This window comes from Streptomyces sp. NBC_01171, assembly GCF_045039805.1.
In the GTDB taxonomy this organism is placed as follows: Bacteria; Actinomycetota; Actinomycetes; order Streptomycetales; family Streptomycetaceae; genus Streptomyces.
This window is the reverse complement of sequence record NZ_CP108609.1, coordinates 3,257,343-3,277,243: the sequence shown is the minus strand read 5'-3', so window position 1 is coordinate 3,277,243 and position 19,901 is coordinate 3,257,343. Positions and strand designations below refer to the sequence as shown.

The 19,901-nt window shown below is 72.0% G+C and carries 15 protein-coding genes and 1 tRNA gene; 2 read left to right on the top strand and 14 right to left on the bottom strand.

The window, feature by feature from the left end; translation table 11 throughout:
* The first annotated feature begins 18 nt into the window (after nucleotides 1-18).
* On the top strand, nucleotides 19-765 hold the full coding sequence (locus OG448_RS14990) for a class E sortase (RefSeq protein WP_405558814.1): 747 nt from the start codon (nucleotides 19-21) through the stop codon (nucleotides 763-765).
* On the opposite strand, the gene OG448_RS14985 is transcribed toward OG448_RS14990, so the two are convergent.
* The 7 genes from OG448_RS14985 to OG448_RS14955 all read right to left on the bottom strand — a co-directional run bounded on the left by OG448_RS14985 (nucleotide 766) and on the right by OG448_RS14955 (nucleotide 9,897).
* Complete coding sequence (locus tag OG448_RS14985; protein WP_405554243.1) at nucleotides 766-1,416, bottom strand: restriction endonuclease; 651 nt, start codon at nucleotides 1,414-1,416, stop codon at nucleotides 766-768.
* 83 nt (nucleotides 1,417-1,499) lie between these two features.
* Nucleotides 1,500-3,485, bottom strand: coding sequence for a Stk1 family PASTA domain-containing Ser/Thr kinase (pknB, locus tag OG448_RS14980; RefSeq protein ID WP_405554241.1), 1,986 nt, complete (start codon nucleotides 3,483-3,485; stop codon nucleotides 1,500-1,502).
* Between the two features lie 170 nt (nucleotides 3,486-3,655).
* The gene (locus tag OG448_RS14975; protein WP_391297230.1) at nucleotides 3,656-5,128 is read right to left on the bottom strand and encodes a penicillin-binding transpeptidase domain-containing protein; all 1,473 of its coding nucleotides are present in this window, start codon (nucleotides 5,126-5,128) and stop codon (nucleotides 3,656-3,658) included.
* 172 nt (nucleotides 5,129-5,300) lie between these two features.
* On the bottom strand, nucleotides 5,301-6,773 hold the full coding sequence (locus OG448_RS14970; RefSeq protein WP_405554239.1) for an FtsW/RodA/SpoVE family cell cycle protein: 1,473 nt from the start codon (nucleotides 6,771-6,773) through the stop codon (nucleotides 5,301-5,303).
* Between the two features lie 27 nt (nucleotides 6,774-6,800).
* Nucleotides 6,801-8,354 carry a Stp1/IreP family PP2C-type Ser/Thr phosphatase gene (locus OG448_RS14965; RefSeq protein WP_405554237.1) on the bottom strand — a complete coding sequence of 518 codons (1,554 nt, stop codon included), beginning with the start codon at nucleotides 8,352-8,354 and terminating at the stop codon, nucleotides 6,801-6,803.
* A 141-nt stretch (nucleotides 8,355-8,495) separates the two neighbouring features.
* Complete coding sequence (locus OG448_RS14960; RefSeq protein WP_405554235.1) at nucleotides 8,496-9,032, bottom strand: FHA domain-containing protein; 537 nt, start codon at nucleotides 9,030-9,032, stop codon at nucleotides 8,496-8,498.
* A 10-nt stretch (nucleotides 9,033-9,042) separates the two neighbouring features.
* A complete protein-coding gene (locus OG448_RS14955) occupies nucleotides 9,043-9,897 on the bottom strand; it encodes a DUF3662 and FHA domain-containing protein (protein ID WP_030805914.1) in 855 nt (284 codons plus the stop codon).
* A gap of 438 nt (nucleotides 9,898-10,335) precedes the next feature.
* Here OG448_RS14955 and OG448_RS14950 point away from each other — a divergent pair.
* A tRNA-Leu gene (locus tag OG448_RS14950) sits at nucleotides 10,336-10,419 on the top strand.
* 114 nt (nucleotides 10,420-10,533) lie between these two features.
* Here OG448_RS14950 and OG448_RS14945 read toward each other — a convergent pair.
* Genes OG448_RS14945 through OG448_RS14915 form a run of 7 tightly spaced genes read right to left on the bottom strand, consistent with a single transcriptional unit; the run spans nucleotide 10,534 to nucleotide 19,795 of the window.
* A complete protein-coding gene (locus OG448_RS14945) occupies nucleotides 10,534-11,433 on the bottom strand; it encodes an aminoglycoside phosphotransferase family protein (RefSeq protein ID WP_405554233.1) in 900 nt (299 codons plus the stop codon).
* Between the two features lie 43 nt (nucleotides 11,434-11,476).
* On the bottom strand, nucleotides 11,477-12,736 hold the full coding sequence (locus OG448_RS14940) for an ATP-grasp domain-containing protein (RefSeq protein ID WP_405554231.1): 1,260 nt from the start codon (nucleotides 12,734-12,736) through the stop codon (nucleotides 11,477-11,479).
* 17 nt (nucleotides 12,737-12,753) lie between these two features.
* Nucleotides 12,754-13,752 (bottom strand): alpha/beta hydrolase, encoded by a 999-nt coding sequence (locus OG448_RS14935; protein WP_405554229.1) that lies wholly within the window; start codon nucleotides 13,750-13,752, stop codon nucleotides 12,754-12,756.
* Nucleotides 13,749-14,183, bottom strand: a complete 435-nt coding sequence (locus OG448_RS14930) for a RidA family protein (RefSeq protein ID WP_405554227.1) — start codon at nucleotides 14,181-14,183, stop codon at nucleotides 13,749-13,751. The genes OG448_RS14935 and OG448_RS14930 overlap by 4 nt, the downstream gene beginning before the upstream one ends.
* Nucleotides 14,180-15,409: an acetyl-CoA carboxylase biotin carboxylase subunit family protein gene (locus OG448_RS14925; RefSeq protein WP_405554226.1), complete on the bottom strand. Its 1,230-nt coding sequence runs from the start codon at nucleotides 15,407-15,409 to the stop codon at nucleotides 14,180-14,182. Before OG448_RS14925 ends, OG448_RS14930 begins: the two co-directional genes overlap by 4 nt.
* Before the next feature lie 55 nt (nucleotides 15,410-15,464).
* Entirely contained in the window at nucleotides 15,465-16,694 is a 1,230-nt protein-coding gene (locus OG448_RS14920) for a cytochrome P450 (RefSeq protein WP_405554224.1), read from the bottom strand.
* Nucleotides 16,691-19,795: an amino acid adenylation domain-containing protein gene (locus OG448_RS14915; RefSeq protein ID WP_405554223.1), complete on the bottom strand. Its 3,105-nt coding sequence runs from the start codon at nucleotides 19,793-19,795 to the stop codon at nucleotides 16,691-16,693. Before OG448_RS14915 ends, OG448_RS14920 begins: the two co-directional genes overlap by 4 nt.
* Between the last annotated feature and the right edge of the window lie 106 nt (nucleotides 19,796-19,901).

Genomic DNA, 19,901 nt, shown 5'->3' with positions numbered 1-19,901 from the left:
AACATGGGCAGGGGATCTGTGGCAGCGACCGCCGACGGCACCGAAGAGCACACGGCCGCGTCCGGCACGGGCGGGGGCCCGCCGCGGGGGCAGGGGCCGATCGCGCGGGCGGTCAGCTTCCTCGGGGAACTCCTCATCACGGCCGGGGTGGTGCTCGGGCTGTTCGTCGTCTACTCGCTGTGGTGGACAAACGTCGTCGCCGACCGGCACGCCGACCGGCAGGCGGACCGGGTCCGCGACCACTGGGCGAACTCCGCGACCGGTCCCGGCGCGCTGGACACCAAGGACGGTATCGGCTTCCTGCACGTCCCGGCGATGCGCAACGGCGCGGTGCTGGTGGAGAAGGGCACCTCTCCCGACGTCCTCGACGAGGGCGTGGCCGGCTACTACACCGACCCGGCCAAGGCCGCGCTCCCGACGACCGGCATGAAGGGCAACTTCACCCTCGCCGCCCACCGCGACGGCCACGGCGCCAAGTTCCACAACATCGACAAGGTCCACGAGGGCGACCCGGTCGTCTTCGAGACCAAGGACAAGTGGTACGTCTACAAGGTCTACTCGATCCTCCCCGAGACCTCGAAGTACAACGTCGACGTCCTCGCCCAGGTCCCGAAAGAGTCCGGCAAGGACAAGCCGGGCCACTACATCACCCTGACGACCTGCACCCCGGTGTACACGAGCCGCTACCGGTACGTGGTCTGGGCCGAACTGGTCCGCACGGAGAAGGTCGACAACAAGCGCACGCCTCCGGCGGAACTCCGCTGATCACCTCTTGGCGCCCTCCAGCCTCCGCAACCGCGCATGATGCGTCCGCAACCGCTGCTCGATCCGCCACACTCCGTCGCGCATCGCCACCAGCTCCCGCTGGTGCTCGCCCGAGGTCTCGATCAGCGCGTTGAACATCGGCACGACCGTCTTGCCGAGGACGTGCGCGATCCGCTGATCGATACGGTCGTCCAGCGCGGGGCCGTCGAGCCGGGCACGGACCGCCTGCTCCACATCGAGAAGGTATGTGCGCACCTGCCGGGCGACTTCGCTGTCGCGCAGGAGCATGGCGATGTTGAGGACGGCGCGGCGGGAGTAGACCGTGAGGCTCCGACGGGCCTGTGGATAACTTCCGAGCGAGAGTGACAGGTTGTCACTCTCGAATTGCCGCAGGTCAGCGCCGCGTAGGACGGCCATGCCATTGGCTGAGAGTTCCTCCCGATGCCGGCGGGTCAGTTGGCGCACAGCCTCGGTGGTCACCCCGAAGTAGGTCGCCACCATCGCCGTCGTCACATGCAGGCCGTCCGGAAGCAGGGAGAGGGCCTTCACCCGGTCCAGTACCTCGGTGCGGTCCAGCACGCTGGTGCGCAGGGTCACGGATTCCAGGAGTACGGTCTCGTCGATCATGCACTGGTAACGATCTGCGGGCATATGAGGGCACGATCGGAAAACGAGACAGTCCCCCGGCACCCACAGGTGCCGGGGGACTGTCTGTTGATCAGAGCGGAGCGGGGTCAGCCGTTCTGGCCGCCGAAGATTCCGCCGAGGCCGCCTCCGCCGTCGTTGCCCTGGCTCGCGACGACGAGGGTGATGGTGTCGCCCTTGTTGGCCGTGGTGCCGGGCGGGACGCTCTGCGTGAGGACGGTTGCCTTCTCGTCACCGGCGCCAGGTCCCTGGGCGTTTACCTGAAGGCCGAGGCCCTGGAGGGTGTTGCGGGCGTCCTTCAGGGACTGCTTGGTGACGTCCGGGACCTGCACCTGCTGCGGGGTGTCGTTCTTGCCGACATTGACGGACACCGGGGTGTTCTTCTTGACCTGTGTGCCGGCCGGCGGGTTGGTGCTCTGGACCTTGCCGTTCTGGGCCGGGTCGGGCACGGGCTGGTCGTTGCAGGTCGGGGTGAGGCCGGCTTCCTGGAGGGCGGCCTTGGCCTCGTCGCACGACTTGCCGGTGACGTCCGGAACGGCGACCTTCTCCTCGGCCTTGGCGACGATCAGGGTGATCGTGGACCCCTTCTGCACCTGCTTGCCGCCGGTGGGGTTCTGGTCGACGACGTTGTCCGGGGTGTCGCTGGAGACGCGGGTCTCCTTCTTCACCGTGAGCTGGTAGTCGTCGCCTTCCAGCTTCTCCCGCGCCTCGTCGAAGCTGAGCCCGATGACACTCGGGATCGTCACCTTGGGCGCGCCCGTGGAGACGACCAGGTCGATGGTGTCGTTCTTCTTGACGTCCGAGCCCTCGCTCGGCGTCTGCGAACAGATCTTGTTCTTGGGCTGGTCGTCACACGGCTTGCGCGTGATGTCACCCAGCTTCAGATCCGACGCCTCCGCCATCTTCCGGGCGTCCTCGACGGAGTTGCCCACGAAGTTCGGCGCCGGGAAGGGCTTCTCGGTCTTGCCGGAGAACATCCACATGCCGATGAGGACCGCGCCGACCAGCACCAGCACACCCGCGACCGCGAGCAGGATCGTCGAGGTGTTGTTGCTGTTCTTCTTCTGCTGGCGCCGCCGGTCGGGCCGGTCGTCGTAACCGTAGCCGCCGTCGTCCGGGTTCATCGGCGGGAGCATCGTCGTCGCCCCGGCCGGCTCCTGCCGCAGCGCGGTGGTCGCATGGTCGTCCGCGTAGCCGTAGCCGACCGTGCTCATGGCCGCGGTCGCGCCGACGGGCTGGCCGTCGAGGCACGCCTCGATGTCGGCGCGCATCTCGTCGGCCGACTGGTAGCGGTAGTCCGGGTCCTTGGTCAGCGCCTTGAGGACGATCGCGTCCATCTCCGGCGTGATCTCCGGGTCGAACACGCTCGGCGGCTGCGGCTCCTCGCGCACGTGCTGGTAGGCCACGGCCACCGGGGAGTCACCGACGAACGGCGGACGGACGGTCAGCAGCTCGTAGAGCAGGCAGCCCGTGGAGTACAGGTCGGATCGGGCGTCCACCTGCTCGCCCTTGGCCTGCTCCGGCGAGAGGTACTGGGCGGTGCCGATCACGGCCGCGGTCTGCGTCATCGTCATCCCGGAGTCGCCCATGGCGCGGGCGATGCCGAAGTCCATCACCTTGACCTGGCCGTTGCGGGTCAGCATGACGTTGGCCGGCTTGATGTCCCGGTGGACGATGCCGCTGCGGTGGGCGTACTCCAGACCCTGGAGGATGCCGATGGTCATCTCCATCGACCGCTCGGGCAGCAGCTTGCGCCCGGAGTGCAGCAGCTCACGGAGCGTGGAGCCGTCGACGTACTCCATCACGATGTACGGGATCGAGACCCCGTCGATGTAGTCCTCGCCCGTGTCGTAGACCGCGACGATCGCGGGATGGTTGAGCGAGGCGGCAGACTGGGCCTCCCGGCGGAACCGGGCCTGGAAGGACGGATCACGCGCGAGGTCCGCGCGCAGCGTCTTCACCGCCACGGTGCGGCCGAGGCGGGTGTCATGCGCGAGGTAGACCTCTGCCATGCCACCACGGCCGAGTACGTGGCCCAGCTCGTACCGGCCGCCTAGGCGACGCGGCTCTTCCATAGCTACTTACCAGCCCTCTCCGTCGGTCCCGCCCGGCACGGGTGTGCGCGGCCGGAGCTTCCGTCCGGGCCTACCGTACCCGGCTCGCTCTGTGTGACCTGGCCAAGCCGATAACCCGATACCGGACCGGTATCGCAACGTGCGGCGATGTGAAGGGCACGTGAGCGGGTTCACTTCTTGGAGTTGATGACCGCCTCCATGACGTTCTTCGCGATCGGCGCGGCCAGGCCGCCACCGGAGATGTCGTCGCGGACCGCGTTGTCGTCCTCGATGACCACGGCCACGGCCACCGGCGAGCTGTGGTCGGGCAGCTTGGCGTAGGAGAGGAACCACGCGTAGGGGTTCTCGCTGTTCTCCACACCGTGCTGCGCGGTACCCGTCTTGCCGCCCACCGTCACGCCGTTGATCTGCGCGTTCTTACCGGTGCCGTCCTTGACGACCGTCTCCATCATCGACTGGAGGATCTGCGCGTTGCTCGGAGAGAGCGGCTGGCTCATCTCCTCCGGCTCGAACTTCTCCACCGGGTCCAGGTTGGACTGGAGCGAGTCGACCATGTACGGCTTCATCAGCTTGCCGTCGTTGGCGACCGCGGAGGCCACCATGGCCATCTGGAGCGGGGTGGCGGCGGTGTCGAACTGGCCGATGGAGGACAGCGCGGTCTGCGAGTCGTTCATGTTCTTGCCGAACACCGAGGCGTTGGCGCGGATCGGCGTGAACTGCTCGGAGTCGAAGCCGAACTTCTTCGCCTCCTCCAGCATCTTGTCGTTGCCGAGGTCGGCGCCGATCTTGCCGAAGACGGTGTTGCAGGAGTACTGGAGCGCGACCCGCATCGTCGCGTCCTTGCAGGGGATGTTGCCCTCGTTCTTCAGCTCGGTCTGCGTGCCGGGCATCACCCAGGGCAGCGGGCTGTCGGTCTTCTGGTCGGCCGAGGCGTACTTGCCGTTCTCCAGCGCCGCGGCGGCGGTGACCACCTTGAAGGTCGAGCCGGGCGGGTAGGTCTCGCGCAGCGCCCGGTTGAGCATCGGGTCGGCGGCGTCGCTCTTCTTCTGGAGCTTCGCCCAGGCCGCCGCGTCACCGTCACGGGAACCCGCGAAGGACGACGGGTCGTACGAGGGGTACGAGGCCAGCGCGAGGATCTTGCCGGTCGAGGGCTCCAGCGCGACGACCGCGCCCTTGCCGCCCTGGTTCTTCAGCCCGGCGTACGCGGCCTTCTGCGCCGCGGAGTTGAGCGTGGTGACGACGTTGCCGCCCTGCTTGGGCTTGCCGGTCAGCATGTCCAGGGTGTTGCGGAAGAACAGCCGGTCGTCGTTGCCGGTGAGGATGCCGTCGTTGATCTTCTCGAGCTGGGTGCTGTCGAACGCCTGGGAGGAATACCCGGTGACCGGCGCCCACATGGGCCCGTTCTTGTACGTGCGCTTGTACTTGAAGTCGCCGGCCTTGGTCTCGACGGAACCGGTTATCGGCTCGCCGTCCACGATGATGTCGCCGCGCGGGGCGGCGTAGCGCTCGATGGCGACGCGGCGGTTGTCGCTCGCGGTGCGGAGCTTGTCGGCCTGCACGTACTGGAGCCAGTTGTCGCGGATCAGCAAGGCCAGGACGAGCAGTCCGCAGAAGAGGGCGATGCGGCGCAGGGGCTTGTTCACGTCCGGCCTTTCCACGAGCTGACAGGGGCGCCTGTCGCTTCGGTCTCTCGGTGTCGCTGGGGCTGGCCCCCGTCCTTGGCCGCCCACAGTCTAGGGGCACTGCCTGTGGACGGGGACGCGCCGAAGGCCCGGCGGGACCCACCCTGAGGTACGGTCCCGCCGCCCGCCGCGCTCACTGCGGGTCGGGCCCGGTGGCGCCGGGCCGCACGATCTGCGTCATCTCGGCGTCGGGGTTGGCGGCCGGGCTGGGTGCCGGGCGCCGGGCGGTGTCGCTGATGCGGATCAGGATGCCGATGAGCGCCCAGTTGGCGATGACGGACGAACCGCCGTACGCGAGGAAGGGCATCGTCATACCGGTCAGCGGGATGAGCCCCATCACACCGCCGGCGACCACGAACACCTGGAGGGCGAACGCGCCCGACAGGCCCACCGCGAGCATCTTGCCGAAGGGGTCGCGGGCGGCGAGGGCGGTGCGTACGCCGCGCTCGACGATCAGGCCGTAGACCAGCAGGATCGCCATGATGCCCGCCAGACCCAGCTCCTCGCCGAAGGTGGCGAGGATGAAGTCGGAGTTGGCGGCGAAGCGGATCAGCTCGGAGTGGCCCTGGCCCCAGCCGCTGCCGAGGGTGCCGCCGGAGCCGAACGCCCACAGGGCTTGCTGGAGCTGGTCGGAGTGGGGGATGCCGTCGTGGGTCACCATGCGGCTGAGCTTGTACTCGTGCATCGGGTTGAGCCACGCCTGGACACGGGTCTGGACGTGCGGCTCGAAGGTGGCCACGCCGACGGCGCCCGCCGCGGACATCAGCAGGCCGAAGACGATCCAGCTGGTCCGCTCGGTGGCGACGTACAGCATGATCACGAACATGCCGAAGAACAGCAGCGAGGTACCGAGGTCGGTCTCGAAGACCAGGATGATGATCGAGATGAACCAGACGACCAGGATCGGGCCGAGGTCGCGGCCGCGCGGCAGGTAGAGGCCCATGAAGCGGCGGCTGGCGAGCGCGAGCGCGTCCCGCTTGACCATCAGGTATCCGGCGAAGAAGATCGCGAGCACGATCTTGGCGAACTCACCGGGCTGGATGGTGAAACTGCCGATCTTGATCCAGATCTTGGCGCCGTAGGTCAGGTCGGCGCCGAGGCCGGGCACCAGCGGCAGCAGCAGCAGGACGAGCGCGGCCACCATGGAGATGTACGTGTACCGCTGCAGCGTGCGGTGTTCCTTGAGGAAGATCAGCACGACGGCGAACAGGATGATGCCCAGCGCGGTGTAGACGAGCTGGTTGGTGGCCTTGCCGCCCGCCTGGCCGATGGACTGCAGCAGCTTCGACTGGTCCAGGCGCCAGATGCACACCAGGCCGAGCCCGTTGAGCAGGGTGGCCAGCGGCAGCAGCAGCGGGTCGGCGTACGGGGCGAACTTGCGCACCGCGAGGTGGGCGACGCCCGCCAGCAGGCCGAGGCCCAGGCCGTAGCCGAGCAGGCCCGCGGGGACCTGGTCGTTGAGGGCCAGGCCCACGTTGGCGTAGGCGAACACCGGGATGGCCACCGCGAAGATCAGCAGGGCCAGCTCGGTGTTGCGGCGGCTCGGCGCACCGATCGAGCCGATCGTGGACGTGTGGTGCGTCGGCGTGTTGGTAGTGCTGCTCATCGTGTGACGGGGCCTCTCACGGCTTGCCTACTGCTTGCCGCACTGATCGGCGACCTTCTGCTCATCCTCGGAGAGGCTGGGGCCGGGCCGGGGAGTGGCGGATGCGGTCGGGGACTTCGAGGGCGACGCCGGCGACTTCGACCCGGAGGCCGAGGGGTCCGGCGAGGGGCTGGCCTTGGTGAAGGCGGTCTTGGTGGCACCGGTGGTGCCGCCGGTCGCGCCCTGGCCCGTCTTGGAGTTCTGCTGCTCGCGCGCGGCGGCGGTGCGCTCGGCTTCCTTGCGGCAGGCGGACGCCTGCACGGAGAGCGCCTGCACCTTGGAGCGGGCCTGGGACAGACCGCCCGCCACCACGATCGTGTTCTTGACCTGCTTCTGCTGGTACGGCGGCAGGTACTTGAGTTCGATCTCGGGGTGGTCCTGCTGGACCTTGGACAGTGAGACCCAGGCGAGGTCCTGGCTGATGCCCCGGTAGACCGCGACGTGCTCGCCGTTGACCCCGACGTAGTACTGGGTCTGGGTCCAGCGCCAGCCGCCGTAGACGGCGCCGCCGATCACCGCGAGGGCCAGCGCGCTCCAGAGGGAACGCTTCAGCCAGCGGCGGCCCTTGCGGGGCTTGGTGAAGTCCTCGTCGGAGTACTCGCCGAAGCTGCCCTCGGGGACGTATTCCTCGGTCTCACCGGAGGGCCCGCCGTGCCTGCCGCCACCGCCCTGCCTGCGGCCCTGGCGGCCGAGGTGCGAGGCGCGGCCGGCCGGGGTCTGCATGATGCCGTTGTCGTGGCCCAGGTGGTGCTGGTTCTCGGCGACAGCGCCGACCACGACCGGGGTGTCGGAGAGCTGCCCGGCGAGGGTGTCGCCGGTCTCCAGGTCGAGCACGTCGGCGACGATCACCGTGATGTTGTCGGGGCCGCCGCCGCGCAGCGCGAGCTGGATCAGCTCCTGCACGGTCTCCTGCGGGCCCTGGTAGCTGGCGAGCGCCTCCTCCATCGTCTGGTGGGAGACGACGCCGGAGAGCCCGTCGGAGCAGATGAGGTAGCGGTCGCCCGCGCGGACCTCGCGGATGGAGAGGTCGGGCTCGACGTGGTCGCCGCTGCCGAGAGCGCGCATCAGCAGGGCGCGCTGCGGGTGGGCGCCGGCCTCCTCCTCGGTGATCCGGCCCTCGTCGACCAGGCGCTGCACCCAGGTGTGGTCCTGGGTGATCTGGCTGAGCATGCCGTCGCGCAGCAGGTAGGCGCGCGAGTCGCCGACGTGCACGAGGCCGAGCCGCTGGCCGGTCCACAGCAGCGCGGTGAGGGTGGTCCCCATGCCTTCGAGCTGGGGGTCCTCCTCGACCATGGAGCGCAGTTGTTCGTTGGCGCGGCGCACGGCGGTGCCGAGCGAGGTGAGGATGTCGGAGCCGGGCACGTCGTCGTCGAGCGTGACCAGGGTGGAGATGACCTCCGAGGAGGCGACCTCACCGGCGGCCTGGCCGCCCATGCCGTCGGCGATGGCGAGCAGGCGCGGACCGGCGTAACCGGAGTCCTCGTTGCCCTCCCGGATCATGCCCTTGTGCGATCCGGCGGCGAAGCGCAGTGACAGGCTCATGCGCACCTCGCCAGTCGGCTCCGGGTACAGCCGGTCGTGTCGAGCCACACTGCCCACCCTCCGGTCGGGAGCGCGCCGGGGACTGGATTGCGGTCCGCCGCCGCGTGCTCGCTCCGCTCGCGCTCATTCATTGGTGTAGCACTACTTCCGCAGCTCGATGACGGTCTTGCCGATGCGGATCGCCCCGCCCAGCGGGACCGGCGTCGGGGTCGTCAGCCGGGACCGGTCCAGGTAGGTGCCGTTGGTGGAACCGAGGTCCTCCACGATCCACTGGCCGTCGCGGTCGGGGTAGATCCTGGCATGCCTGCTGGAGGCGTAGTCGTCGTCCAGCACGATCGTGGAGTCGTGCGCGCGGCCCAGGGTGATGGTCTGGCCCTGGAGCGCCACGGTGGTCCCGGCGAGGGTGCCCTCGGTGACGACGAGCTTGCTGGGCGCGTTGCGCCGCTGGCGGCCGCCGCCGCTCTGCTGGGCCCGCTGCCCGCGCTGGCCGCGCTGGGGCGGGGGCGCGGTCTGCTGCCGGGCGGCGGTCTGCGGGCGCTGGGCCTCCCGGCGCGCTCCCCGCTGTGTGACACGCGTACCGAACAGATCGCTGCGGATGACCTGCACGGCCACGATCACGAACAGCCACAGTACGGCCAGGAAACCCAGCCGCATGACCGTGAGGGTCAGCTCTGACATTGCCCCCGCTTCACCCTTCGGCTTGCCTATAGATAACGGTGGTGCTGCCCACGACGATCCGCGAGCCGTCGCGGAGCGTAGCGCGGGTGGTGTGCTGCCCGTCCACCACGATGCCGTTGGTGGACCCGAGGTCCTGGATCGTCGAGGGCGTCCCGGTGCGGATCTCGCAGTGCCTGCGGGAGACGCCGGGGTCGTCGATCCGTACGTCCGCCTCGGTGCTGCGGCCCATCACCAGGGTCGGGCGGGAGATCTGGTGGCGGGTGCCGTTGACCTCGATCCAGTACCGGGTCGCGGCGCCGCCCATCGGGGCGGCGGCGGGGCGCTGGGTGGCGGGCTGGGGGTAGCCGTAGCCGCCGGGCCGGGCGCCGGGGGGCGGCGCGGACGGCATCGGGGGGGCTCCGGCGGGCGGGTAGCCGTATCCGCCCTGGGGGGCCTGGGGTCCCGCGGGGCCCGGACCGCCGGAGTGCGGGGCCTGGGGCTCCTGGCTGCTGGAGGAGGCGAGGGTGCGGCTGCGCACCCGGTACAGACCGGTGTCCAGGTCGGGGGCCTTCTCCAGGGTGACCTTGATCGGCCCCATGAAGGTGTAGCGCTGCTGCTTGGCGTAGTCGCGCACCATTCCGGCCAGCTCGTCACCGAGCTGTCCGGAGTAGGGGCTGAGCCGCTCGTGGTCGGGCGTGCTCAGCTCCACGATGAAGTCGTTGGGCACGACGGTCCGGTCGCGGTTCCAGATCGTCGCGTTGTTGTCGCACTCCCGCTGGAGCGCGCCGGCGATCTCCACCGGCTGGACCTCGGACTTGAACACCTTGGCGAAGGTGCCGTTGACCAGACCTTCGAGACGCTGCTCGAATTTCTTCAGGACTCCCATGGGGCACCTCCTCCGTCGCTGCCGTTCTGCCGTGCCGTGCTCGGCGCGGCAGCCTCGCCGGTACTGCTCACTGATCGTATCTACGCGCCCGGCAATCAGCCGGTTCCCCCAGCGGACCCCCTTCGAACTCCTTCGGAGGAGGATCGTAGAGGTGGTCCCGGTCCAGTGTCCCGCACCCGGCGTCCGGTCCGGTCCCCCTGTGGATGAGATGGCCGGGACCGGTACGAGGTTGATACCTGAACAGCTTTGTCCACAGGGGCGGGGGTTGCGGAGCGCCATGCGGGGCCGCCGCGCGGTGCGGGTTCGCGGGTTCGGCGGGACAGATGGCCAGGTGGGGGGCCCGCGGAAGGGATGTGATTCCACCCCGTGGGCCGTGCTAATGTTCTGCATGTCGGAAGGGGCCAGCCCGCAAGGGCCGAACCGGAAGACACACCCAATGCGCGGGTGGCGGAATAGGCAGACGCGCTGGATTCAGGTTCCAGTGCCCGAAAGGGCGTGGGGGTTCAACTCCCCCCTCGCGCACAACACCCAAGTGGGCGGCATCATTTCGATGCCGCCCACTTCGGCGTTTCCGGGGTCGTGCGCGTCCGAAGCCAGCGGACGCAGCCGTGTGAGTAAGGTCTCAGGGCCCGGTGTTCACCGGTCGGCCAGCACCTGGCCGATCACATGGCGGGCGTTCGCGGAGATGACCGGGTTGGTGTGCCGGTAGTACGGGAGCTGAATCACCGCCATGGACAGGGCCCAGCCGCGCCCCCGCTCCCAGGTGGCGTCGTCCACGTCGGCCCCGTCCCGGAAGACCGGGCGGGAGGCGGGCGTCAGCAGGTTCCAGGCGGGGATGAGGTCGATCGCCGGGTCGCCCACGCCCGCCGTGCCGAAGTCGATGACGGCCGCCAGCCGGCCGTCGGCGCCCAGCAGGTTGCTCGGCATCAGGTCGGAGTGGGTCCAGCACGGTGCCCCCGTCCAGCGGGGTGCCGCAAGGGCCGCCTCCCAGGCGGCCGTGATCGCGTCGGCGTCGAAGGGCTCGTCGGTGCGGCGCAGTGCCTCGATCGCGGACCGGGTCTCGGTGTCGGCCGTGCTCAGTGGGCCGCCCCGGTAGGCCGGGGGACCGCCGTCGAGGCCGGCCTTGCGCAGGGCGGTGACGAAGGCCGCCAGGTCGCGGGCCACGCCCTCGGTGCCGTACTCCGCGCCCTCGACCAGGACTTCGCCCTCCAGCCACCGGTGGACGGCCCACCGCCATGGGTAGCCCTCGGCGGGCTCCCCCAGCGCGACGACCTCGGGGACCGGCACCGGCAGCAGCGGCGCCAGCCGGGGCAGCCACCGGGCCTCGTGGTCCAGCGTCCCGGCGCCGCCTTGGAGAAGCGGCAGCCGGACCGTCAGGCCGGTGCCCACGCGGTAGATGGCGTTCACCGTGCCGCCGGACGCCAGGCGGGAGACGGGCAGGTCGGCCCACTGGGGGAACTGACCGCGCAGCAGCCGCCGTACGAGGTCGGGGTCGGTGTGGGCCTCGCCCGCGTGCATCTTCCTGGTGGTGCTCATGTGGGGGTGACGGTCCTCTTCGTGTCGGTGATGGTGCCGTGCTCTACCGGTACAGGGGGGTGGTGACGTCGGTCATCTCGAAGGTGACGGATTCGGCCAGTTCGCGGGCGAGCGCGCGGGCGGCGGCCGGGGTGTCCGCGCCGACCGCGAGATGGCCGGCCCGGGAGCCGGAGTCCCGGACCGGGCCGAGGAGGTCGCCGGGAGCGACGGCCTGGGCGGCGCTGAGCACCGCGGGATGTGCGGTCACCCGGTCCCAGCCGGTGATCCGCTCCAGGCGCCCCGCGGGCGGGGCGAGGAAACGGACGGCCGCGGCCCGGGTGGCCGGGGGTACCGGGGCGGCGGGCAGCCCGAAGGCGTCGTCGTAGATCAGGCCGAACAGTTCCAGTCCGGGCCTGGCGTGGGCCATGAGCAGGTGCAGCCAGTCGCCGCCGGGACGGGTGTGGACCTCGCCGAGGACGATTCCCCCGGCGGTGCGCCACAGTTCGACGTGGAAGACGCCCACGCGCAGCTCGAGCGCGCGCAGCGCCCGGCCGACCTCCCGGGTGATCTCCTCGTGCGCCCCGTCGGGCAGTTCGGCCGGGATGACGTGGCCGATCTCGACGAAGTGGGGCGGCGGGAGCTTCTCCTTGGCGGTGACGGCCAGCGTCATCGGGCCGTCACCGAGCAGGACGCCCTCGACGCTGTACTCCTCACCCGTGACGTACTCCTCCAGCAGGAAGGGGTCGGCGGTCGGCAGCTCGGCCAGGGCGAGATCCAGGTCCGCCGGTCCCGTGACCTTGCGGACGCCCGTACTGCCCATCCCGGCGCGGGGCTTCACCACCCAGGGGCCCGGCGTCGTGCCGAGGAAGGCAAGGGCGTCCGAGCGGTCGGCACAGAGCCGGACGCCCGGCTGCCGCAGTCCGGCCGCGGCCAGCGCGGCCCGGCAGACGTCCTTGTCGCGGGTACGGCGCACCGCCTCGGGGGAGTTGCCCGGCGTGCCGAACACCTCGGCACAGGCGGCGACCGCGTCCTGGACCGGGTCGCGCAGGCCCAGCACGAGGTCGTAGCCCTCGCCCCGGGCCACGCGGTCGCGGGCCCAGGCGCGGGTGGCGTCCGGGTCGTCGGGGTCGACGGCGAAGACCTCGTCGGCCAGGGCCGTGACACCCGCCGTGCGCGCCAGGTGGTCGGGCCGCCCGGTGAGGTCGACGCGGATGCCGCGGGAGCGGGCCTGAGTCAGGGCCGTCCCGACGATGTCCACGCTGGAGGGCAGGGGGGTGGCGCCGCCGACGAGCAGCAGGCGGGGAGCGGCGGGACGGGGGCTCATCGTGGTCCTCCTCGGGCTCAGGGCAGCAGCAGGCGCCGCAGCCAGTCGACGCGGGCCGCCTGGGCGGACCGGGAGACGATCGCGTCCGGCACCCATTCGTCGAAGCTGTGGAAGGCGCCCGACCACACGTGCAGTTCGGCCTCGCCGCCCTGCTGCCAGATCCGGGTCGCATAGGTGACGGCCTCGTCGCGCAGCGACTCCACGGAACCGACGTCGATGAAGGCCGGGGCCAGGCCGCGCAGGTCCGCCGCGCGGGCGGGGGCGGCGTAGCGGGAGACGGCGTCGGTGCCGCGCCGGTCGCCGAGCAGCGCGTCCCAGCCGGTCATGTTGGAGACCCGGTCCCACAGCCCGACGCGCTCCATCTGGTACGCCGACGGGGTGTCGCAGGTGTCGTCGAGCATCGGGCACTGGAGCATCTGGCCGAGCAGCCGGGGGCCGCCGCGGTCGCGGGCGAGCAGGGCCATGGCGGCGGCCAGTCCGCCGCCCGCGCTGTTCCCGCTGACGACGACACGCTCCGGGTCGAGGCCCAGTTCCGCCGCGTGCCCGGCGGTCCACAGCAGTCCGGCGTAGCAGTCCTCCACCGGTGCCGGGTCCGGGTGTTCGGGGGCCAGCCGGTACTCCACGGCGACGACGGCCATGCCGAGCGCCTCGGCGCGCGACAGCTCGCCGGCCAGCTCGGTGGTCCGGTTGTGACCGCCGACCATGCCGCCGCCGTGGGTGTTGTAGATCACCGGGTGCGGGCCGGGAGAGGCGGTGGGGCGGCAGATGAGCAGCGAGATGTCCGGGGCGCCGGCCGGACCCGGCACGGTGCGTTCGGTCACGGTGAACGCGCCGCGGCGCCGGATGTCGTCGTCGCTGAGGCGGTTGAGCCGTGCGACCTCGCGGCGGGCCGGGATGAGGTCGGGGGTGAGCGGTGTGGGCAGGGTGCGCAGGATCTCGCGCAGGGGGCCGTCGAGCTGGCGGTCGAAGGGCGGGTGCGGCACGGCGCGGGACGCGGCCGGTTCGGTGAGGGTCATCGGGTCTCCCGGGTCGGGGCGGGGGAGGTCGGCGGGACGAGCGCGAACGCGTCGACCTCCAGCAGGAGTTCGGGCCGGTAGAGCGCGGCGACCTGGACGACCGTGCTGGCCGGCGGGCGCTTCGTGTCGATGAACTCGTCGCGCACCGCGAGGATCGCCGGGATGTGCGCGGCGTCGGTGACGTAGTAGGTGAGCTTGATGACGTTGTCGAAACCGGCGTCCGCCGCGGCGAGCACACCGCGCATGTTGGTGAACACCTGGCGGGCCTGGGCCTCGGGATCGCCCTCGCCGACCAGGGAGCCGTCGGGCGCGAAGGGCATCTGTCCGGCCAGAGCGGCGAGTTGGCCGGGTCCGGTCACCAAGTGCGTGTAGCCGCTGCTCGGTACGACCCCGTCGGGCCGGGAGATGTGGGTGAGCGGGACGTCGGTCATGGGGTCTCTTCTCGTAGGGGTCGGGCGTCCGCCGGGTGGGAGGCGGGTACGCATCGGTCGTCGAACCAGTCGGCCAGGTCGTGGACGAGTTCGCTGGTGTGCCGCGGGTCCTTGCCCTCGACGACGGCCGTCGCCGGGAAGAGGCGCGCGGCGGGTGCGGGGGGCGGAGGCTGGGCGGCCGTGTGCCGTACGCCCGGGCGGGCCGCGATCTCCGGAAGGCCGGGCAGCGCGCATCGCGGGCCCGGGGCGGCCAGGAAGACATGACCGAACGAGGTGACCGCGGCCGGGCGGGCCGGGGTCGGGGGAAGTCCCAGTACCGCGCGGGCCCACTCCTCGTGCAGGTCGACCCCGTGCTGGAGGCGGACCATCACGTCGATGGAGCCGCCCGCGATCCGCCCGCCGCACTCACCGAACACCCAGGTTCCGTCGGGCTGTTCGTAGACCTCCAGGTGGAACACGCCGTCGTGGTGGTCCAGCGCCGCCATGGCCCGGTCGGCGAACGCGCCTGCCCGGTCGTACAGGCTCGGGTCGTGGTCCGGGTGCTCCATGAGGGAGCCGCGCGGGCCGCCCGTGTGCACGGCGAGCGGGTTCTGGAGGTACCGGCCGACGGAGACGAACCGGACCCGGCCCGCCCGCACGACCCCGTCGAGGTGGAGTTCCGTACCGTCCACCCAGGACTCGGCGAGCCAGGGGCCGGGGGTGGGCGAGTCGGCCAGGGTCTCGGCGAGGAGAGCCCGCCCGGCGTCGTCGGCCCAGGTGCGCACACCCCGGCCGGCGGACAGGTCCAGCGGCTTCAGCACGCCGCGTGAGAGGGCGAAGCCGTGCAGGGCGGCGGGGCGGGTGACCAGCGCCGAGTCGGCCACGGGGAGCCCCGCGGCCCGGATACGGCGCTTCTGGAGGGCCTTGTCCCGCAGCAGCAGGGCCTGCTCGGGGCTCGTCCGGCTGCGCGCCCCGCCCACGACGGCGGCGTTGACCAGGGAGTACTCGAACTGGCTCGTGACCACGTCGAAGCGGTCGGCGGACAGGCCCTCGCGAGCCAGTGCGGCCAGGGTGGGCTCGGTGGCGTACGGGTCGCCGGCCACCACGGTGTGCGCGTCGTCCAGCAGGGCACCGACGGCGGGCAGTTCATGGGCCGCGACGACGCAGGTGACCTCGGCGCCGAGGCGGTGCAGGGCCTCGACGGCGTCGGGCCGCCAGCCGATCAGGAGCACATGCCGGTGGGCCATCTCGTCTCTCTTCCGCTCTTGTTCCCGATGCCGTGGGTCGGTGCCGCGCGGCGCGTCAGTGGGGCGCTCTGACCCGGAGCGGGGCGCTCTCCGGGCCGGCCACGTGGATCGAGCTGAGGCGCACCATCGGGCCTGACTGCTCCAACTCCACTCCCGAGTCCAGGAGTTCGGTGAGGAGCAGCCGTAGCTGGACGCGGGCCAGCGTGCTGCCGATGCAGAAGTGCTCCCCGGCCGCCAGCGCCAGATGGCGGTTGGGTGTGCGGCCCACGTCGAAGCGGTAGGGGTCGGTGAAGACCGTCTCGTCGCGGTTGCCGGAGGGCACCCAGACGACGACCTTGTCGCCGGCCTCGATGCGGCGGCCGCCGATCTCGACGGACCGGGTCGCGGTGCGCATGCTGTGGGTGGCGCTGGAGGTCCAGCGCAGGATCTCCTCCCCCGCGGCGGGCAGCAGCGCGCGGTCGGCCCGCAGCCGGGCCAGCTCCGCCGGGTGCTCCAGCAGGGCCAGCAGCCCGGCGGCGAGCGCCAGCCGGCCGTTCTCGGTGGCGCCCACGAGGTTCTCGCAGTTGAGGAGGATCTCCTCCTCGGTGAGCGGTTCGCCGTCGACGGTCCCGTGGGCGAGCGAGGACAGCAGGTCGTCCGTCGGTTCGGCGGTGCGCTGGTCCATCAGGTCGATGAAGTAGCCCATGAAGCCGTGGTGGGCGGCGAGCGAACGGTGGGCCAGGAAGCATTCGTTCGCCCACGTGAAGAGCGACTCCTGGTCCTCGCGGGGCACGCCGATGATGCGGGCGATGGTGTACATCGAGATCCGGGCGGCCACGTCGTCGACCGCGTCGCACGAGCCGCGCTCGACCGCGAGGGCGAGCGTGTCCCGTACGGCGTCCCGCATGAAGCCCTCCAGCTCCCGGACCGCGCGGGTGTTGAACCAGTCGGCCATCAGACCGCGCAACTGCTTGTGCCGGGGCGGGTCGGTCAGCGCGAGGGTCTGCCCGGCCCCCGGGTCCTCGCCCAGCGCCAGCGGCCGCAGCAGGACGCCCTGGGCGGAGCTGAAGGTGGCGGGGTCGCGGTAGACGGCGCGGATGTCCTCGTAGCGGGTGAGCGACCAGAAGGCGGGCAGCTCGCCGGCCTCGTGACGGTGGACGGGGGAGTGTTCGCGCATCCAGCGCCAGATGGCGTGCGGGTCGCCCGTGGCGTGCAGGGCGGGGTCGGTCAGGAGGCCGGGACGGTCGACGGGACCGGGGCCCGTGGCCGGGCGGGGCTGGACGGCGTGCTCGGTGAGGACGGTCACGAGGCATCTCCTGTGCGGCCGGTGCGCGGGGCGTCCGGGGTGCGGAAGTGGTCCAGGAAGGTGCCGACGGTGGACTCGGGCACGGCGCCCGGCCGGTACGACACCGTCAGCAGCAGTGCGCCGTCGTCCTCCGGCCACAGTTCGGCGTGGAACTCCAGCGGCAGGTCCGCGTACGGCAGGCGGACGAAGCGGGTGGTGGCGCCGGGCAGGTCGAGCGGCGCCGGGGCGTTGTCCTGGAGGGCGAACAGCGCCTGGTACAGCGGGGGACGGTCGCCCCGCGGGCGGCGTCCGGCGGCCCGGAGGAGGTCCTGGAAGGGGACGTCCAGCGCGGCCAGGGCGTCCGTCACCGACCGGGCCGTGGCGCGCAGGGCGTCGGGCCCCTTCCCCAGCGCCCTCCCGCGCAGGCGTACCGGGGCCATGGTGAGGTGGCAGCCGACGGCGTGCTGGACGAGCGGGGTGTCCCGCTGGGCCACCGGGACGCCGAGGGTGAGGTCGCGTTGCCCGGTGGCCGCGGCGAGGGCCATGGCGCACCGGCGGAGCAGCGCGGTGAAGCGGGTGGTGCCGACGGCGGCCGCCTCGGCGTCCAGCTCGGCGACGGACTCGGGGGGCAGCCTCAGCTCGCGGTGCCGGACCGGTCCGGCCACCCGGGGGCCGTCGGGCCACACGAGGTCGGGCGCGTCGGCCAGTTGACGGCGGAGCCGGTCCTGTGAGCCGTCCAGATCGGTGAGGGAGAGCCGCCGCAGGCGCTCGGTGTGGGCCTCGGCGAGCGTGGGCACGGCGGGGGACGGGTCCGTGGGCCTCCCGAGGGCGCGGCGGTAGCCGGCCGACAGATCACGGGCGAGCACGGACTCCGACCAGCCGTCGAAGGCGATGTGGTGGACCAGGCAGCCGAGGACCGTCCGCGGGGTGCCCCCGTCGTCGACCGGTACCAGGGCGGTGCGCCAGACCTCGCCCTCGGTGGGTTCCAGGCCGTCGGCGAGCTGGGCGTCCAGGGCCTTGAAGGCGGCTTCCAGGGTGGGCTGGGGCGCGACCTCCTCCAGTTCCGGCGGGGGCAGGCCCGGCAGCGCGGCGGCCGGGGCAGGGTCGACGACGTACCGGGCGCGCAGCGCCTCGTGCCGGCCGTGTGTCCAGGAGACCGCCGAGGCGAGGGCCGCCGCGTCCAGTTCCCCCTCGATGACCCAGCTCAGGCGGCACTCTCCGGTGCGGTCGCCGGGATCGGTGAGGTGGCGGGTGAGGTGGACGAGCTGGAGCGGGGTCAACGGGACGCGCTCCGGGTCGGCGGCCGGACCGCTCTCCTCGGGCGGCGCGGCGCGCAGGAAGGCGGCGAGGCCCGCGACGGTGGGCTCGCGGAACATGCGGGAGACCGGAACGGGCCTGTCCAGTCGTGCGGACAGGCGGGCGCAGACCCGGCCCGCGTCCAGGGAGGTGCCGCCCAGCTCGAAGAAGGAGGCGTCGGCGGGGACCGTCCCGCGGTCGAGGACGGCCGCGAAGGTCTCGGCGACGAGCCGCTCGGCCGGGTCGGCCGGGGTGCCGCCGGAGTCGGAGTCGGGGTCGCGAGCGGGTCCGGCGCCCGGCTCCGGCGCGTCCAGCAGGGCCAGAAGTGCCCGTTCGTCGAGCTTGCCGACGGCGGTGAGCGGGAACGCCGGCACGCCGACCACGGTGCTCGGACGCTGGTACGGCACGAGGGTGTCCGCCAGGGTCTCCAGGGCGCCGGTGAGCGGATCGCCCGGCGTGCGGGGGACGAGGAAGGCGACCAGGTCGCGTACGGCGCCGTGCGGGTCCCGGCGGGCGAGCACGCGGCAGCCGCGCACGGCGGGGAGCAGTTCCTCGATCTGCCGCTCGACCTCGGCCGGTTCCACCCGGTGGCCGCGGATCTTGACCTGACGGTCGGCCCGGCCGCCGTAGCGCAGCAGCCCGTCCTCGCCCCAGGAACCGAGGTCGCCGGTGCGGTAGATCCGGGTGGGCACGCCGTCCGGTGCCACGGTGGTGAACGCGGCCTCGGTGAGCGCCGGGTCGCCGAGATAGCGCAGGGCCAGGCCCTGGCCGGCGAGGCAGATCTCCCCGGTTTCACCTGGTCCGCACGGACGGTCGCCGTCCAGCACGTACACCCGCGTGCCCGGCACGGGGGTGCCCAGCGGGATGCCGTCGGCGGCCGCGCAGTCGGCCTCGGTGATGCGGTGGGTGGTGGCGAAGACGGTGGATTCGACCGGCCCGTAGCCGTTCAGCAAGGTGATCGACGGGTGGCGCCGCAGGAACCGGGCCACATGCCCGGGGGACAGCCGCTCCCCGCCGGTCATCAGTGTGCGCAGGCCGGTGAAGGCGTCGGGGTTCTCGTCCACGACCATGTTGAACAGACCGGCCGTCAGCCAGACGGTGTCCGCCCCGTGAGTGGCGATCGCCTGGCGCAGGGCCTGCGGCGACAGGTACGGCTCCGCCACCAGCAGGGCGGTGGCGCCGTTCAGCAGCGCGCCCCACAGCTCCAGGGAGAACGCGTCCCACGGCATCGGGGCGGCGACCGGGACCACCGTGCCGGGCCGGATGCCGACGAAGCCGCCGGCACCGGGGGGCGGGAAGAGCCGGGCGGTCGCGCGGTGGGGGCTGAGAACGCCCTTGGGCCGTCCGGTCGTTCCCGAGGTGAAGAAGACGCAGGCGGGGTCGGCGGACCGCGCGGTGACCGGGCGGAACCCTCCCGGTGCCGAGGAGCTGCCGTCCGGGGGCGGGCAGAGCGGAAGCCCGCCCAGTCCCTCCGGCCCGGTGCCGGCCAGCACGGGAGCGTCCAACTGGCCGAGGATGTCGCGCAGTCGGCGTTCGGGCCACTCCGGGTCCAGCAAGGCGTAGGCGGCCCCCGTCTTGAGGACCGCCAGCAGCGCGGTCACGAGGTCGGTGCCGCGGGGCAGCAGGACCGGGACCACACGGCCCGGACCGGCTCCGGCGGCCGCGAGCCGGGCCGCCCAGGCGTCGGCCGCCGCGTCCAGCGCCGCGTAGGTCACCGAGCCGTCCGCCGCGATCAGCGCGCGGGCCTCCGGGTGCCGCCGGGCGACCCGCGCGAAGGTCTCGTGCAGACCCTCGTCGGGCACCGGCCACTCTGCTCCAGCTCGCATGTCGGCGCTCTCCCCTCGTCGGCGGCCGGGCCGGACGGCGCACGGGGCCGGTCCACCCTCGGTTGCCAAGAGGTTGCCACAGCTAGGCAACATCAGGCAACCTCTT

What these genes read in the sequence shown, in the direction of transcription:
- OG448_RS14935 (WP_405554229.1), bottom strand. Translation starts at nt 13,752, where the DNA reads ATGACCCTCACCGAACCGGCCGCGTCCCGCGCCGTGCCGCACCCGCCC.
- OG448_RS14970 (WP_405554239.1), bottom strand. Translation starts at nt 6,773, where the DNA reads ATGAGCAGCACTACCAACACGCCGACGCACCACACGTCCACGATCGGC.
- OG448_RS14940 (WP_405554231.1), bottom strand. Translation starts at nt 12,736, where the DNA reads ATGAGCCCCCGTCCCGCCGCTCCCCGCCTGCTGCTCGTCGGCGGCGCC.
- OG448_RS14945 (WP_405554233.1), bottom strand. Translation starts at nt 11,433, where the DNA reads ATGAGCACCACCAGGAAGATGCACGCGGGCGAGGCCCACACCGACCCC.
- OG448_RS14960 (WP_405554235.1), bottom strand. Translation starts at nt 9,032, where the DNA reads ATGTCAGAGCTGACCCTCACGGTCATGCGGCTGGGTTTCCTGGCCGTA.
- OG448_RS14965 (WP_405554237.1), bottom strand. Translation starts at nt 8,354, where the DNA reads ATGAGCCTGTCACTGCGCTTCGCCGCCGGATCGCACAAGGGCATGATC.
- OG448_RS14915 (WP_405554223.1), bottom strand. Translation starts at nt 19,795, where the DNA reads ATGCGAGCTGGAGCAGAGTGGCCGGTGCCCGACGAGGGTCTGCACGAG.
- OG448_RS14930 (WP_405554227.1), bottom strand. Translation starts at nt 14,183, where the DNA reads ATGACCGACGTCCCGCTCACCCACATCTCCCGGCCCGACGGGGTCGTA.
- OG448_RS14955 (WP_030805914.1), bottom strand. Translation starts at nt 9,897, where the DNA reads ATGGGAGTCCTGAAGAAATTCGAGCAGCGTCTCGAAGGTCTGGTCAAC.
- OG448_RS14985 (WP_405554243.1), bottom strand. Translation starts at nt 1,416, where the DNA reads ATGCCCGCAGATCGTTACCAGTGCATGATCGACGAGACCGTACTCCTG.
- pknB (WP_405554241.1), bottom strand. Translation starts at nt 3,485, where the DNA reads ATGGAAGAGCCGCGTCGCCTAGGCGGCCGGTACGAGCTGGGCCACGTA.
- OG448_RS14925 (WP_405554226.1), bottom strand. Translation starts at nt 15,409, where the DNA reads ATGGCCCACCGGCATGTGCTCCTGATCGGCTGGCGGCCCGACGCCGTC.